Annotated in this window: 13 protein-coding genes; 8 read left to right on the top strand and 5 right to left on the bottom strand. The window is 43.6% G+C overall.

Annotation, left to right across the window (positions count from 1 at the left end; genetic code table 11):
- The first annotated feature begins 264 nt into the window (after positions 1–264).
- Entirely contained in the window at positions 265–3,132 is a 2,868-nt protein-coding gene (locus AC1DDK_RS03670; RefSeq protein ID WP_477633845.1) for a lantibiotic dehydratase, read from the top strand.
- A 12-nt stretch (positions 3,133–3,144) separates the two neighbouring features.
- On the opposite strand, the gene AC1DDK_RS03665 is transcribed toward AC1DDK_RS03670, so the two are convergent.
- The gene (locus AC1DDK_RS03665; RefSeq protein WP_477611776.1) at positions 3,145–3,870 is read right to left on the bottom strand and encodes a LytR/AlgR family response regulator transcription factor; all 726 of its coding nucleotides are present in this window, start codon (positions 3,868–3,870) and stop codon (positions 3,145–3,147) included.
- Positions 3,867–4,937, bottom strand: a complete 1,071-nt coding sequence (locus AC1DDK_RS03660) for a sensor histidine kinase (RefSeq protein ID WP_477611775.1) — start codon at positions 4,935–4,937, stop codon at positions 3,867–3,869. The genes AC1DDK_RS03665 and AC1DDK_RS03660 overlap by 4 nt, the downstream gene beginning before the upstream one ends.
- Positions 4,938–5,043: 106 nt before the next feature.
- Here AC1DDK_RS03660 and AC1DDK_RS03655 point away from each other — a divergent pair, with 106 nt between their 5' ends.
- From AC1DDK_RS03655 to AC1DDK_RS03625, 7 genes are all read left to right on the top strand, one after another.
- Entirely contained in the window at positions 5,044–5,217 is a 174-nt protein-coding gene (locus AC1DDK_RS03655; protein WP_477611774.1) for a hypothetical protein, read from the top strand.
- A gap of 59 nt (positions 5,218–5,276) precedes the next feature.
- A complete protein-coding gene (locus tag AC1DDK_RS03650; protein WP_477611773.1) occupies positions 5,277–5,846 on the top strand; it encodes a GNAT family N-acetyltransferase in 570 nt (189 codons plus the stop codon).
- Positions 5,847–5,891: 45 nt separating this feature from the next.
- Positions 5,892–6,866, top strand: a complete 975-nt coding sequence (locus AC1DDK_RS03645) for a helix-turn-helix domain-containing protein (RefSeq protein WP_477611772.1) — start codon at positions 5,892–5,894, stop codon at positions 6,864–6,866.
- Entirely contained in the window at positions 6,863–7,456 is a 594-nt protein-coding gene (locus tag AC1DDK_RS03640) for a cyclic nucleotide-binding domain-containing protein (RefSeq protein WP_477611771.1), read from the top strand. The genes AC1DDK_RS03645 and AC1DDK_RS03640 overlap by 4 nt, the downstream gene beginning before the upstream one ends.
- Positions 7,457–7,603: 147 nt before the next feature.
- Positions 7,604–8,062: a MauE/DoxX family redox-associated membrane protein gene (locus tag AC1DDK_RS03635; protein ID WP_477633844.1), complete on the top strand. Its 459-nt coding sequence runs from the start codon at positions 7,604–7,606 to the stop codon at positions 8,060–8,062.
- A 90-nt stretch (positions 8,063–8,152) separates the two neighbouring features.
- Positions 8,153–8,386 carry a hypothetical protein gene (locus AC1DDK_RS03630; RefSeq protein ID WP_477611769.1) on the top strand — a complete coding sequence of 78 codons (234 nt, stop codon included), beginning with the start codon at positions 8,153–8,155 and terminating at the stop codon, positions 8,384–8,386.
- Positions 8,387–8,441: 55 nt separating this feature from the next.
- Positions 8,442–9,491, top strand: coding sequence for a hypothetical protein (locus AC1DDK_RS03625; protein ID WP_477611768.1), 1,050 nt, complete (start codon positions 8,442–8,444; stop codon positions 9,489–9,491).
- 11 nt (positions 9,492–9,502) lie between these two features.
- Here the strand turns inward: AC1DDK_RS03625 and AC1DDK_RS03620 are convergent, their stop codons facing one another.
- The 3 genes from AC1DDK_RS03620 to AC1DDK_RS03610 are packed head-to-tail and all read right to left on the bottom strand — an operon-like array spanning position 9,503 to position 15,473.
- Positions 9,503–11,020, bottom strand: coding sequence for a TlpA family protein disulfide reductase (locus AC1DDK_RS03620; RefSeq protein WP_477611767.1), 1,518 nt, complete (start codon positions 11,018–11,020; stop codon positions 9,503–9,505).
- A gap of 57 nt (positions 11,021–11,077) precedes the next feature.
- Positions 11,078–12,451 carry a RagB/SusD family nutrient uptake outer membrane protein gene (locus AC1DDK_RS03615; protein WP_477611766.1) on the bottom strand — a complete coding sequence of 458 codons (1,374 nt, stop codon included), beginning with the start codon at positions 12,449–12,451 and terminating at the stop codon, positions 11,078–11,080.
- 10 nt (positions 12,452–12,461) lie between these two features.
- Positions 12,462–15,473 carry a SusC/RagA family TonB-linked outer membrane protein gene (locus AC1DDK_RS03610; protein ID WP_477611765.1) on the bottom strand — a complete coding sequence of 1,004 codons (3,012 nt, stop codon included), beginning with the start codon at positions 15,471–15,473 and terminating at the stop codon, positions 12,462–12,464.
- Positions 15,474–15,521: the final 48 nt, after the last annotated feature.

Genomic DNA, 15,521 nt, shown 5'->3' with positions numbered 1-15,521 from the left:
TCAATTTTGAAATTCTGAGCAGTTGAACGATTTAATTCAAATAAATCGCTTGTAAACTGAACTAATAGAAAAGAATATTATGATCTTGTTTTTTGCAACTTTTTAATTATTATATCGATTGGTCCGAAATTTATATGAAGCGATTACTTGATAGGGATAAGGTTGGCTTTTTTGACTATTAATATTTTTAAATACCTGTATTTCAGGTGTTTGTTATTTTATTTTGAGGATTTTATTCGGCATCTTGGATGTATGATGCGTCAAATGAAGTATTCTTTTTATCCTAAATTGCTGATCAGAACGCCTGCGAAGCCATTTTCCAATTTCAGTCCTGAAAGCCTTTCAAGGGTGCTCCTGGACAAAGATTTTCAGCAGGCATTGTTCATGGCTAGTCCTGACTTGTACATCGAGTTGAAGAAACATGGGTTTGCCTATGAATTATTGGCTGTTGAACATCGTATGGCTGCATATAAATATTACAACAGGATGTCCTATAGGGCAACGCCATTTGGTGCATTTGCGTCTGTATCGCTGTTAAACTGGGAGGTGCACGACAAACCTATGCTGCGTGACACAGAGCAACTTTTGATCACTTTTCCTAATTTTGGAGGAGCAGATCCTATTGGTGCCTGGACTGAGGAAACACTCATTTATGTAAACCCATCCATTTATAAGCTTGGGAGTCAATTCCGTTATTTATTTCGCCAGTGCAGCTCCGGGGAGGAGAGATCCACCTTTAAGCTCATGAAGGTTTATAAATCAAGACTACTTGCAAAACTATTGAAATTCCTTGAGCAACCAAGCAATTACAAGGCAGTGCTTAATTTCCTGAGGGAAGGCCTTCAACAGGAAGACGGTCCAGCTTTAATCGCAACATTAATCAAGGCGCAAGTGTTATATCATTCTGCATTGCCACATATTACCGGAAGTTTTTTACAAAAAACAATTGATCCAACTGCCAACAATCAGAAATCCTATTCAATTGCTTTTCACAAGCAACGGGGAAGCCTTTCAGTCAGCTTTCAAGATGACATCCTGGAAGGATTAAAAGTTCTCGATAGATTAGCGCTTGATCAGGAGGGTGCCTTGTCAAATTTTGCTAAAAAATTTATGAAAAGGTTTGAAACTGCGGAGATCCCATTGCTATTGGCCTTAGATCCTCAATACGGAATAAGTTACCTGGGAACGGAGAGATCGGCTATGGAAGAAGGTAACTTAACACGCCCTTCAGATGATAAAAGTCAGAAAAATTTTAAAAAGAACTGGACTGCGGTAAGTGCGTTGCTTTTACAGAAAATGTCTGATGCTGATAAGAAGAGGGCTATCTCCCTTTCGGTGAATGACATTGAGCGACTGCCCATACCCGACAGCGTAAAACACTTTCCCCCCTCATTATGGGTTATGTTCCGGCAAGCAGGATCTTATCTATTTATTGAAAATGCAGGCGGCAATAGTGCGGTGAGCATCGCGGGTAGGTTTTCTCATCATCAGCAAATTCACAATGAGCTGAGAATGATCACTGCAATGGAACAAGCAAAAAATGCTGAGGTTGTGTTCGCAGAGATCGCCGCTATGGATGATTCCGTTTCAGATAACATCAACAGCAGGGCGCACCTCCGGGATTTTGAAATTCCGGTTCTGGTACATGCTGATTTACCAAAAGAGCAAATCATTTCATTGAATGACCTGTATATTAGCGTAGCGGCCGGGCAAGTGATCATGMGTTCTAAACGGTTGAATAAAATTGTTATTCCAAGACTGGCGAGTGCATATAATTACAACCTTAGTAACCTGCCTTTGTTAAGGTTTCTTGGAGACTTACAATACCAGCACCTGAAGTGTGACTTTTCATTTGACCCTGAATTTTATTTGCCTGGTCTAAAGTATTATCCCAGGATAATGTATAAAAATATCATTTTATCTGCGGCAAAATGGATATGGGATAAACATGTGATAAGCAATTTTCTGGATTCGGCGCATGGTGTGGCTAACTTTTATAAGATGGCTTCTTCCACCCACCTGGTCAGATGGTTTGCCTTATCAAACTATGACCGTCAGTTGGTGTTTGACCTTAATTGTGAAGAATCGATCAGGTACTTTTTACAGATCATAAAAAATCAATCACGGATTATCCTCAAGGAATTTTTTATGCCAGGGGATAGTTGCAAGATTTACGACGTTAAGGGCAATGTTTATCTCGGTCAGTATGTGGCCTTCCTGATCAACAAGGAACCATGCTATCAGGAGCAGATTTTCAGACATGCAGATGTAGTGAGAAATGTTAAATCCCTATTCTTGCCGGGTGAGGAGTGGTTATACTTTAAGATATACGCACATCCAGAGACGGTAAACTGGTTTTTGGCTGACGATTCTTTGTATAAGATTTTGCAGCGACTTCGAAAGAGCAATGCGATTTATTGCTGGTTTTTTGTCCGTTATGCTGATCCCAGTTACCACCTTCGGCTTAGGATGAATGTGCATGTCCATCAAGCCGTCCAGATTATAGCTGAGATCAAACGCCTGGTCAAACCGCATCTAAAAAATGGCTTGGTTACTGATTTCACAATTGCAACTTATCAGCCTGAACTTAAACGCTACGGTTTAGCGGGAATAGAAAATGTCGAGAAGATATTTGAGCTGAGCAGTGAGGCTGTTGTCAATTTTTATAAAACTCAGAAGACACTTGACGAACAAATCTGTTTTGCGATCAGCTCCGTTGTTGAGATTTTATCAGTGATGTTTTCCACTTTGAATGAAAAGGTTCAGTTTGCGAAGAATGGAAATCAGATAGGGACAAAATCAGCGTCCAAACGGGTACAGCTGGATAAGTATTATCGCCACCGGAAACCTCAATTGGAGTTTGCGGCAGGCGAACCTGTAAGTTATTATGGCAATCTTATTGCCCAAAAAATTCAAGAATTGGGTGAAAAGTGTAAAGCAGTAAAAGACATCCGGCAGTTCGCTTCAAAAGACCGTTACGACCAGTTGGTGTCAGATTTGATTCATATGCATTTAAATAGGTTGAACACGACGGGTTCGTCTGAGTTTGAAACGAACATGTATTATTTCCTGACCAAATATTACCGATCGCTAATGGGTAGAGGGAAACAAGGTCTTGTAAATACTGTTTAGGCTTAATAAATTCTAGTTGCCACCTATGGTGTTGGATTTTAGATAAGTATAAAAGCTGGTTTTATATGCCGGACCCAGTCCAATTTTTTGACCATTACTCATGGTCAGACTGTTACCATCAACCGTTTCCAGGAAAATGGTGTTGATGATAAAAGACCGGCTTACCCTAATCAAATGGGTGCCTCTTAGTTTTGTTTCGGCTTCTTTTAAGGAAAGATAGATCACCTTCGGCGAGTCACTTCCGGTGGTATGGATTTTCACATAGTTCAGCATGGCTTCAATAAAAGTAATTTGATCAATCATGATTCTGATAAATTTTCCTTTTACACTCGCCTTGAAAAAAGCTGGCTTATCAGATACTGAAATTTCCTCCTTAACGATCCGTTTACACACTTTTTGCACGGTGCTTAAAAACTTCTCAAAAGAAAAAGGCTTGAGCAGATAACCTGAGGCATGAACGCCAAAGGCTTCCAGAGCATATTGTTCATGTGCTGAAGTGAATATAACCCGAACATCGCTATTTGCAAGGTCTGCTAAGGCTAGTCCTGAAAGTTCGGGCATATCGATGTCGAGGAAGGCAATATCAGGAGGCTGGTTGCCTGAAAGAATAGCCAGAGCATCCAGTGGATTTTCATAGGCTTTGTAAAGAACAAGGTTTGGTGTTTTTTCGATATAGGAGTCCAATGTAGCTAGTGCATGCGTTTCGTCATCTACTATTATTGTTTTATACTGCCTCATGATAATTGAATGGTAAGGGTGAGCTGATAGGATAATTCTGAATTTAAGATGTGAAGTTCGTATTTATTCGGATAAGCCCTGGAGAGTCTCTTTTCGGTGTTTTTAAGGCCAATTCCATATCCTATGGGCGAAACGAATTTCCGCTTATTGTTTAAGATTTGTATGGTCAGTAGTGTCCCTTCGATGTTACAGTGAAATTGTGCAGGGCTTGTCTCGACTTTTAACTCAGCATATTTTAGTACATTTTCTGCTAGGGTAACCAGTACCAAAGGAATGATTTCGAGCTCGCCAGGAGCTCCGGTAACCCTAAAATCTATATGTAAGCGTCCGGCAGACTTTAAAGCACTGATCTCAAAAATATCACCGATGTGCTGAATCTCCTCTTTCAGTTTTACCTTTCCTCCTGAGGGAGTGCTTAAACTGTAACGCATGATATCGGAAAGGCGAAGAATGGTGTCTCCGGCATCTTTATTGGTATGAAGGACGGTGCTGTGGAGATAACTTAAGGTGTTGAACAGGAAATGGGAATTGATCTGTGACTTCAAAAAAGCATTCTCTATGGTGACAAATTCCCGTTTTGCGATTTCCTGATCGGCCAAATCCTTTAGTCTGGCTTGTTCAAGTAAGGCAACCTGTCGCTGCTTTTTGCTGGAGGCCATGAAGAACCAGTACGTAAAGCTTAATCCATTTACGGTTATAAATCTCCAAAAAGTATCGCGCAGAAAATTGTTGAAACCTACATAAGGATTGGTGGTGCGTACCTCAAAAAAGATATAAGCTTGTGCAAGCAGATATTTCAGCAGCAGAAAGGTGGAGAACTCCAGGGCTAAGAGTATCATTCCTAAACCCAGACGCTGAGGAGCTGTCGCAAAAGAACTGGCGTATTCAAGCAGATAGTGAGCAGTGAAATAAAAGAGACATAGGTTAACCAGTAAATGCCAGGAGACATCCCAGAAATAGATTCCTTCGCCGGTGTAGGCATAAAGCATTCCAATCTCGTAAAAAAAATAGGCAGCAACAAAAGCAATATGCCTGCCGATTACCTTCAGACGTACTGTTAATTTCATAATAGAGTGATATCTACAATTTATGGTTTTTATATAAAAAAGTGGCATAGTGGTATAATAAAATTCGCTGGACTGGCCCTTTGTCCTAAATTTTCAAAAAAAAACTATGGAAACTCAACACAAAAAAAAGCTGGTTATTGAACCAGAAGTGGTCTTTGAAATCAAAAATACGCATCAGAACGATCCTCCTGATGATCCGACAACCAGTCTGGCTACGACGACTTTTACACATATATTGACCTTCGGCGGGCATACCCATCAAAAGGATTCTCGTGAATAAGAAGTACAAACAACCAAATTGGTATAATATGTATCTTGGGTGTTTTATTGAATTAAGATATGGTAATCAGCAATGAGGATCGAATTCGGGTAACTGAAATTTTAGCAAAGGCTTTTGAAGACAATAAAAGTGTAAACTATATTGTCAAGCAAGATAGAAAACGTTTGTCAAGGATAAAGTTATTGATGGAGTACGCTTACTTTATGTGCAATGCATATGGTAGGGTTATTTTGTCCGAAGATAAAAATGCATGTGCACTGGTCCTGTTTCCCGATAAGAAGAAAACCTCCTTAAAAGGGATTTACTGGGACGTAAAACTCGTTTTTAAAGTAATGGGTCTCTCTAATTTGCCCAAAGTACTTAGGCGGGAGGGTTTAATTAAGAAACAGCATCCCCAATTGCCATTTTATTACCTCTGGTTTATCGGCGTGGATCCTTCGGTGACCGGGCATGGTTTAGGCAGTGCATTATTGCAGGAATTAATTAAAGAAGCCGGCATGATGGACCTGCCTTTTTACCTGGAGACTTCTACCGTTGAAAATATCCCCTGGTACCAGAAATCCGGGTTTCATATCTATCATACAATGGATATTGGTTACACTTTGTTCTTTTTAAAACACATTACATAGCCCTCATCAAATAAGTCATTCCGATCATCGCCTAATCATCTCCCTATGTTAGTCTTTAATTCAGAAATGCATCTGATTACGCTCTTATTTATTCTCCTTGAACTGATGATGTTCTCTATCCAGTTCTACCGGTACTTTTCCGGTCCCCAGGACAAGCCACGCCTTTGGTATCTTATTTTGCTGGGCCTGCTTATTTTTTACAATGTTACAGGCGGCATTTTTCCGGACCCGGACATACCTATCCGCCTAACGTTGCAAAACACCATTGCCTATGGTTCCGGTTTTTTGATGGCAGCCTATTTCCCATACTATTTTTATAAAAGCTTTCACCTGGAACACCTGCGTTTCCAGGCACTGTACGGGACAACGGTTTTTTTGCTGGGCCCTTATCTGGTATTTTTTGTGCTGATTTACCCTCTCACCGAAGACCTGAGCTTTGCCCTCAATTATGGCCTGGTCATTCCTTTTGTTTATTCTTTTTACCTGTTGTGGGCGATTTTAGATGCCATCAGAAAGGCGTTCAAAATCAAAGCAGCTTCGAAGAATCCACCAGGGAAGATGGAAGTGCTAGGTGTGTACTTCGCGGTTGCGCCGTGGGTCTGCCTGTCGGTGTTTGCCTATCTTAGCGTCAATCAATGGACCGAAGCATTGGTGACCAACGCTGGGTTTATTTTCGTTATGATATTATCTCTGAAGCGATCCATTGACAGGGATCGCTCGGAATATAAAAAGCAACTCGCCAATGAAATGGGACAAGTCTATAGTTTCCGAAAAAAATGTGCTGACTACCGGCTTAGTGTCCGTGAGCAAGAGATTGCGAGGTTGCTGTGCCAGGGACTTACTTACGAGGAAACGGGACGGATACTTTTTATTTCCCGGAAAACCGTGGATGCCCATATCCGCAAGATCTTTTTAAAGACCAATTCCAGAAACAAGATCGAACTGCTGCAGCTATTAGGGCTGACAACAGGCTGGCAGGAAGAGGTTGGGTTTGAGCACCATCTAAGGTACAATCCATGAAGCCTGTTTCAGACGAAGCATTTGAACTGTTAATCGATACAATGGAAAAGATGCAGCCACTAAGCACAAGGTTTAAGCGACTAATCAAACCCATATTGTTTGAAACAGAATACAAAAGGGGAAGCAGAATACTCAACTTCAACGAAGTCCAGCAATTGATCTGGTTTACGATAGGTGGCATTGCTCGCGAGATCAGAGTGAATGCAATTAGTTACAGCGAAAGTACAGCCTGGTTCTGGAGGGAGCGAAGCTTCTTGTATACTAGTCCTGGCTTTTTTAGCCAGGAGCCCTCTCATAGTACAATCGAGGTTATAAAGGATTGCAGGGCGGTGCTTATGAGCTACCAGAACTTGTCGGATTTAAAGACAGCGTTTAAAGAAACTGAAACGATAACCGAAAAGATCAGGGCGGATAATGAAATGATGCGATTAATACATGGCGACAACATCAGGAACCTTAACACCAGGGAAAGGTACCTGGAAGAACGGGAAATGCTGAATGAAATATTTCCGCACGCAAAGCTGCAATATATTGCTGAATATATGGGTATGTCCGTGGACAGGTTAGGGAAATTACGAAAGGAGAATTAGCTTATTTACAAAGAAATGGTAACCCGGCGCGAAAGAAATCCTTTTTTTAACTGCTTTTTATCCATTAAATAACTGCTTTTTTAGACGCTAAAACCGGGTGATTTTAGGATGTGAATAGTCAATTTAGGACTAATCAAATCATCCCTTATGAAATCCACCGCTCGAAGTCATCCATCCCAGGGGCTAGCCAGAATCCGGCAAATGCTAACCGATATCATCTGCTATAGCTTTATCCTATTATTTGTTTATGCTGCTGCAGCCAAACTGCTGGATCATCAGAAATTTGAGCTGCAGATTGCAAAGTCGCCCATACTGACGGACTTCGCCGGCATACTCGTCTGGCTGGTCCCGGCAGTTGAAATTGTCATTGCCATTCTGCTCATGTTTCCGAAAACCACGTCCCTGGGATTGTTTGCTGCGCTTGGATTGATGACGCTGTTTACCGCTTACATCATCGCGATCCTGAACTTTAGTGAAAGTATTCCCTGTAGCTGCGGCGGGGTGCTGGAGCACATGAGCTGGCAGCAGCATCTTGTCTTTAATCTGGTTTTTGTTATCCTTTCCATCGTCKGTATTCTATTACATTCTAAATCTCAAAATAAATAGGGCTTGCCCTTAAAACATATTCTATGCGCATGAATCAGGAGGAACCGAAAACCTGTAACAGAGTAGGTGCTTAATATTAAAATTAAAAACATGAAAAAATTATTTTTTGCCGCTTTATTAGCAACAGTTGCTATAGGCGGAGCATTAAGTACTAATGCAAACACTTATTATGGCCCAAATCCGAACAACACCCCTTACAATTGTAATGGAGCAGTAACGCTTTGTAGCACCGCTATTCCTCAGCAATTCGTTTGGACACAACCTGGAGAATCAGGGACCAAAATCAGGGTTTCTCAGCTTCCTGCAACAGAAAAGTTTAATTAGTAATACCAAACCCAGGCTCAGGCGATTGCCTGGGCCTGGGTTTTAATTTTAAACCATGAAAAAGATCGGTATTATCCTGTTTGTCATGTCTTTTTGTATCGTAATGTTGATCCTATTCTTTCAGCGAAGCCATCAAAATACACCAAACGCGTTCAACAGAAAATTCATTGTGCAAAAATTTAGGATAGCCGGAGTATTCCAGTTCCCTGGCGCTGGCTTCGGCTTTTCCTGGAAGCCGGACAGTCTGATCTATCTGAAAGATTACAACAATCCGGTAATGCAGTATGTCATAGATCCGGTAGAAGGATCTGTCAGAAAAATTAAGTTAGCTGTGCCAGGTAGCTTCAACATGCAGGGCGGCAATGTAAATTTTGACCGATGGAATACGACCGTTCATATGACCAATGGGATTGGTGAAATCGCTGCGATGTCCTCTTCCCGAAACCAGTTTTGGATGTTGTCTGGGCAGCGTTTTGATGAGCCCAGGTCGCTTTCAGCAGGTACGCTAGTGGTACGATCATTTGTGAAAAATAAATCGGAAAGCCATCTTGAATTGCTAAAGATCTCGCTCGCCCAGCAGGCATCGCCCGGGCAGCATTATCGATTACCCCCACAAGTGGATGGCATTTTTTGTGCTGATGGCTGGCTCCATTATGATGCAAGAGCCGCCAGCCTGTACTACATGTATTTTTACCGGGGTACTTTTTTGTGCCTGGATACGAACCTGAATTTACGTTATAAAGCGAAGACCGTTGATACGGTGCAGTGGGCAAAGATCAGGGTTAATATGTATAACCAGCGGCTCAAAAACGGTACGGGCATATTGCGAAAATCTCCGGCTGGTTTACCAACTACAGTCAATAAATATTTTACCGTCAGCGGAAACTGTGTTTACATCCAGTCCGGACTAAGGGCTGATAATGAAAGTGCTGCCAGCCGCCGGAAAGAGGAATCAATTGATGTTTATGAAGGAAACAGTGGCAGGTATCTTCATAGTTTCTACCTGCCAAAGTATAAAGGGCTAAATATGCGTCAGTTTGAGGTAGCTAGCCAAAACCTAATTGCCATTTATGATCAGTTTTTGGTGATATATCGTTTGGAATGATCTTCCAAAATCTATTTTTCTGCAAGGGCATCATTGATAAGCCGAAGCAACTCTTTTGAAGTAAAATAACCGGTTAGTTTAGCAACGATTCGATGTTGTTTATCTATGAGCAACACGAAGGGGGCGGCATTAACCTCATAATATTTTGACAGGGGATGGTCAAGCAAGCCAGTGCCCAATCCGGTGAACACATTCAGATAGGCTTTTGAGGTGTAGGTTCCACTGTTCAGGCTTTCCATCCATCTTTTTCTGTCCTTGTCTGTGTTGACACTTAAAAATTTGAATTCCTGCTGGTCTTTTAAAGAAGGCCAGACTTGGGATTCAAACAGATGATGAAACTGTGCGCAGCCACTACAGCCGGTCCCCCACAGGTCAATGATAAATACTTTGCCTTTCAGTGCCGAGGTATTAAAGATATTGCCGCGGAGATCGGTAAAGTCCGTATCATAGAATGGTCTTCCTTTGGCCAGTTTGGTTTTTTTGGCCATGATTTCCTTTCCCAGCTTAGAAGTTAGCAATGGAGTGGCATCCATGACCAGGGAATCATAAGTTATGGGATCGTAACGGGCAATGTATTGCAATGATTTTCCATCCATAAGGAACTGGCTCAGCAGCCTTTCCCTGATTTCAGGTTGACTCGTATGGTATTTCAGCATCTCATAAAATGTCCGAAGGTCAGCATCTTTTCCGGAGCCCTTCAGCAAAGCTTTGGTTTTATAGTGCCTTAGCAGCCCGCTGAAATGCTCCGGGCTTAAAAGGCTAATCGTATCCTGCTCTTGTTCAGTATCAAAAAAGGTTTGTTTAAAAGCTGCCTTAAGGAGCTGCTGCGCCTCTGGTTGCTTTTTTTGATAAGCTAAGCGATAACCGTCATTGATGTAGTCGCCCCATTCTGTATGGTACCTGGCAAACTGGTCAGCAATCAATTTCCGCATTGAAGGGCTGAGCTGCGCAGTGGAACTGTCGATAAGTTGTTGTTTTTTCTGCAGGTTTGTTTTAATCAATCTGGCCAGCTGATCCAGCTTTTGCCGGACCTCTGTTGATGTATCCGATGCTTTGAGTTCAGTGTACAGGCTGGTAAAATTATCTTTTACTTTTTGCAATGCCGTAATGAGGTTGTATTTGGCAGCACCTTTTCCGCTGAATAATAAAATATCGTCTCCTGTGGTTTCTGTGATGGCAATATGGATGTCGTCCCCTGGTTCCGCATACCAGGCCAGGGAAAACCATCCCAGGGTCTCCACGCTCCCGGACCGGGGGACTTTGATCACAAAAAATAGGGGCTTACCTAATGCCGGGATTGTGAAACTAAAGGTTCCGTCATGGTTGACTTTGGCTTTGTAATCAACCGAGGAATCCCAAAAATTCGCATTGGGATAGGTCCAGACCAATACGCTGTCAGGTTGCTTTTTTTTGCTGTATTTAAATGTACCTGAAAAGGTAGCCTCTTGCGGAATGTACTGCGCGTTTGACTTTACAGTGAACAGTAATAATAGGCCGGTGATCAGGCTCATGTAAGATATGGTTTTCATAATAAGAATTTTATTAAGCAGCGCATTTTGAGGCGCTGCTTAAGTGTACACATAGGTTTAATACCCCTGGTTTTGAGTGATCTGATGATTTCTGCTGATTTCCTCCACTGGAATCGGGTAGAGGATGTCGGTTGCCTTCCAGCCGGATTTTAAAGGGGAGAGGATGGCAGTGCTCAGTCCGCTCCGTTTCAGGTCAAACCATCGGTGACCCCATTCTGCAAAAAGTTCTGTCTGCCGTTCATGCTGAATGGCGTTTAACAACTGGATCTGGCTAATATCCGGATGGGTGTCTTTTATTGCAAGAAGCCCGGCCCTGCGTCTGATCTGATCCAGATCGCCCGCGCTTTCGGTTAGTTTGTTTTGCATCGCCCTGGCTTCGGCCCGGATCAGGTATTGCTCTGCCAGACGGAAGACTACTGAATACTCTGTAATGGTCGTAGAGGATTTGACTTTGTATTTATATGGGTAGTCATAACTTCCGGTTTGATCTGTGTAATTTCCGATCCAGGCAGTTTTTCGTTTGTCATTTGGCTCAAAGGCTGTACTGGCAAAGTTTTTTCTTAAGGATACGTAATCGGGAGTAGCTTGAAGGATAAACAAATTGCCGTCCTGGCTGTTGGTGTTTGCGGACGGAAAAATGGACCAGATGATTTCCTTGCTGTTTTTTATAAAGATTTCATCCAGGCCGACCAGGTCGTAGATGCCGGTTTTACCGATGACCAGTGAAGCATATTTCTCCGCATTCTGCCAGTCTTTAGTATACAGGTAAGTTCTGGCCAGCAGGGCCTGAGCTGCCGCACGGTTCGGCCGGACGCGTTCCCCGCTTACATAGTCGTCGGTCAGTAGACTTTCAGCTGTTTCCAGGTCAGTAATAATCTGCTGATAGACCGCTGCCTCTGCTGCGCGGGGATGATTTCGGCTTTCACGGTAGTCGGAGCTTAGCTGTAGTGGTACCGGGCCAAAAAGATTGACGAGGTAGAAATAACAGAAGGCCCTTATGAAATGTGCTTCTCCTTCCAGTTGTGAACGGACTGGGGGACTAATGCCTTTTGAAGCACTCAGCCCTTCCAGGATCGCGTTGACGGTATAGATATGGGTATAGGGTAACGCATAAAGAGAACTGATACTCGTGTTTTGAGGATGGAGCGCGTTTTCATAGAATTCCACCAGACTAAAATTGTAGTTTTCAAATTCATCTGCTGAGAGGCCGCATAGGGAGGTGATACTGGTATTTCCACCCGAGGCATATCCTGAATTTGCCATGCCGCTGTAAATTCCTGTAACAGCAGAGGTTGCGGTTTCGTCATTTTTAAATATTTGTGCTGAGGAAAGGCTGTTCTTTGGCGCATCTATCTCCAGGAACTTTTTACAGGAAGTTTGCAGGTAAATGATGGCACCAGCGATGAGGTAAATTAGTTTAATATTTTTCATGACCTTAGTATTAAAAAGTTAGATTTAAACCAACAGAAAATACGCGCAGGGGTGGCAGACTGTACATGCTCAGCGTTTCCGGGTCCAATCCTTTGTATTTACTGAAGGTGAGTACATTCTGCCCTTGTATATTCAGCGCTGCCTGTTTGACCCTGATCGCCGAAAGGAGTTTCGCTGGTAAAGTATAGGAAACAGAGATATTTTTTAGCCGGATATAGGAAGCATCCTGAATGGCCATGCCCCCTTCGTTCTTTGCATCGCTGAAAATGTAGTTGGTATTGTTTGTGGTGCTGAACTTTTGGACTCCAGACTGATCACCGGGCTGTTGCCATCTGTTCAGGACGGCGGTGAGCTGATTGCCGTACGGGGTTTCCGGCGTCCATATGCCGGGTGTAAAGGTGGTCGTGCTCATGTAATTGTTGCCGTTTTGCTTCACAAAAGAAAAAAGGAAATCTAAACTGAGCTGTTTATACCGCAAGGTGTTCTGGATTCCCCCGAAAAAATACTGGCCGGTAAATTTATGGCGATAGCGGTCGGCATCGTCTAACGTTCCGTTACCATCATAATCCTCGATGTCGTATAATCCTGTTTGTGGATTAACCCCATTTACCTGATAAATCTTGCGGATAGATAAGGGTTGCCCGATAATGTAATTGTAGGCATCATTTGAGCTTTCCAGCCCCGGATAGGCAATGAGCCTGCTTTTGGGGATAGTCATGTTAATAGCAGCCGACCAGGTTAAGTTGGTTTTGTTGACCAGTTTAAAATTTGTTCCGATCTCCAGTCCTGAATTTTCAACGGTAGCCGGGCGGTTGGCGGTGATGGTGGAGCTTCCTGTACTCAAAGGCAGAGGATCTCCGATCAGCTGGTTTGAGGAGCGGTTTCTGTACCAGGAAACTTCCAGGTTGATCTTGTCATGCCAGAATCCGAGTTGGATGGCGGCTTCCAGTTTGCGGTTGGTCTCCCAGGCAAAGTCCGGGTTGCCCACGCGGCCGGTGTTGGGCCTGACGGTAGCGTTTCCCTGGTAGCTATTTCCGGAATACCATAGCTGCAGGTAGCCATAGTCGGAAATCTGGTCATTTCCGGTGATCCCATAGCTTGCTCTCAGCTTGCCGAAGCTCAAAAACCGGAAGTTTTCTTTAAACAGTTTTTCTTCGGAAAATATCCAGGCGGCGCCGATGGCCCCGAAATTGGCAAACTGCCGGTCCTGTCCGAACCTGCTTGATCCGTCGCGCCGTCCGGTCAGGTTGATAAAGTATTTCCCTGCCAGGCTATAATTCAAACGGGCAAAGATTGCGGTATAGCGGTATTGGGAATAGGTGACCTGGTAGGGCAGGATGTTGGCTGCAGACAGGATGTTTTCCATGAGCTCGTCGCTGCTGAAGCCGGAGGCCTCCAGTGCCTTCATTTCGTTCTTATTTTCCTGGAAGGTTAAACCTGCTAATGCTTCCAGGCGTCCGGCGCCGAGTTTTGTACTGTAATTCAGCTGCGGTTCTGCCTGCCAGGTGTTGTTGCTGGCATTGGCAAAATAGCTGGTCCTATTAGCCGAGGTTGCATTGTTGACAGGTGCAAAAGAAGCAAGCGGGATTTTGTTTAATTCTTCTCTGTTCTGCGTGGTGTAGCCAAATGAACCCTTCAGTTCTAGATTCCGCCACAGTTTATAACTCAGGCTTAGGTTTGCGACCAGGTTATCTGTTGCCGCTTTGTTTGTGCGCTGCATTAAGGCCATGGGGTTGATGTATACGGTATTGTTTGCCCAGTTCAGATTGCCGGAGGCATCATACACATCTGGAGCGTTGGGTGCAAGGGCCATGAATTGTGTGAAATCATTTCTGGGCAGCAGGCTGTTGGTACGAGAATAGTTTGCAGTGAAGCTGGCCTGGAAAGGACTTTCTGGTGACCCGATATCCAGACTGGAATGCATGCCGCCACGGTTAAAGCCAAATGATCCGGGGTATACCGTTCCTTCGCGGTAGTAATTTCCACCCAGCAGGTAGCTGATCTTTCCGGAGCTGCCGCTGAGGTTGAGCGCGGCATTGGTCATGGGCGCGGCGGCGCCAATCATTTCTTTTTGCCAGTCGGTATATTTGTCTGCTGCCCAGGTGCCGTTCACATCAAAATCTCTGGAAGTGGGGGTTAAGCCGTCGTTCTTAAAGGCTTCCCGGCGCATTTCTAGGTATTGCTCGGTGTTCAGCATTTTGGCTCTTCGGTCTACTGCCGCGGCACCCTGTGAGAAAACGGCATTTAGCTGGCTGTTTCCGCTTTTGTTCTTTTTTGTTTTGATGAGTATGACTCCGTTGGCGCCCCTTGAGCCGTAGATTGCTGTGGCATCGGCGTCTTTTAAAACTTCAATACTTTCAATGTCATTAGGGTTTATTAAGCTTAGTGGGTTTGCTCCGTTAGCGCCAAGGATATTACCCCCGTAGTTGAAAGAAATGTTGGTTGAGGGATAGGATACACCATCTATAATGTATAAAGGATCATTGCCACTGGCGATGCTGTTGCGTCCCCTGATCTGAACAGAGAAGCCTCCTCCTGGTAATCCTGTTTGTTGTGTGATGGTAACACCGGGAATGCGTCCCTGTAAGGCCTGTAAGGGATTATTGATGGGTTGCTTTTCTATGGTTTCTGCGCCGATTCGAGAAATGGAGCCTGTCCGTTCGCGCTCTTTCACGGTGTAGTAGCCTGCATTGATTTCGACTTCCTGCAGCTGGCTCCGGAGTTCCCGCATGAAGATTTTGAATTTGTCTTCTCTGCCCATGATATAGTCCATGGACTGGGTTTCATATCCGGTGTAGGAGAAGGTCACGGTTCCATTTTTTGTCTTGCTGACGAGGGAAAATTTGCCGTTTTCGTCTGTTATGGTGCTGATGTCGGTGTCTATGATTTTAATGGTGACACCAGCTAATGGTTTTCGGTCTTGTGTATATATGGTTCCGGTAATGGTGTCCTGGTCCTGACTTTGTAGGCTAAGGATTAGGCATAACATGGCCAGGACGATAGTGAGTATCGTTTTTTTCATTATCAGTTTTTTAAGAAAATAGTTAGTCAAAAAGTATTAAGGTGCAAA

The organism is Pedobacter sp. 05T44, assembly GCF_056395985.1.
Note: the sequence above shows the minus strand (reverse complement) of the source record. Positions and strands in the feature narration are given on the sequence as shown.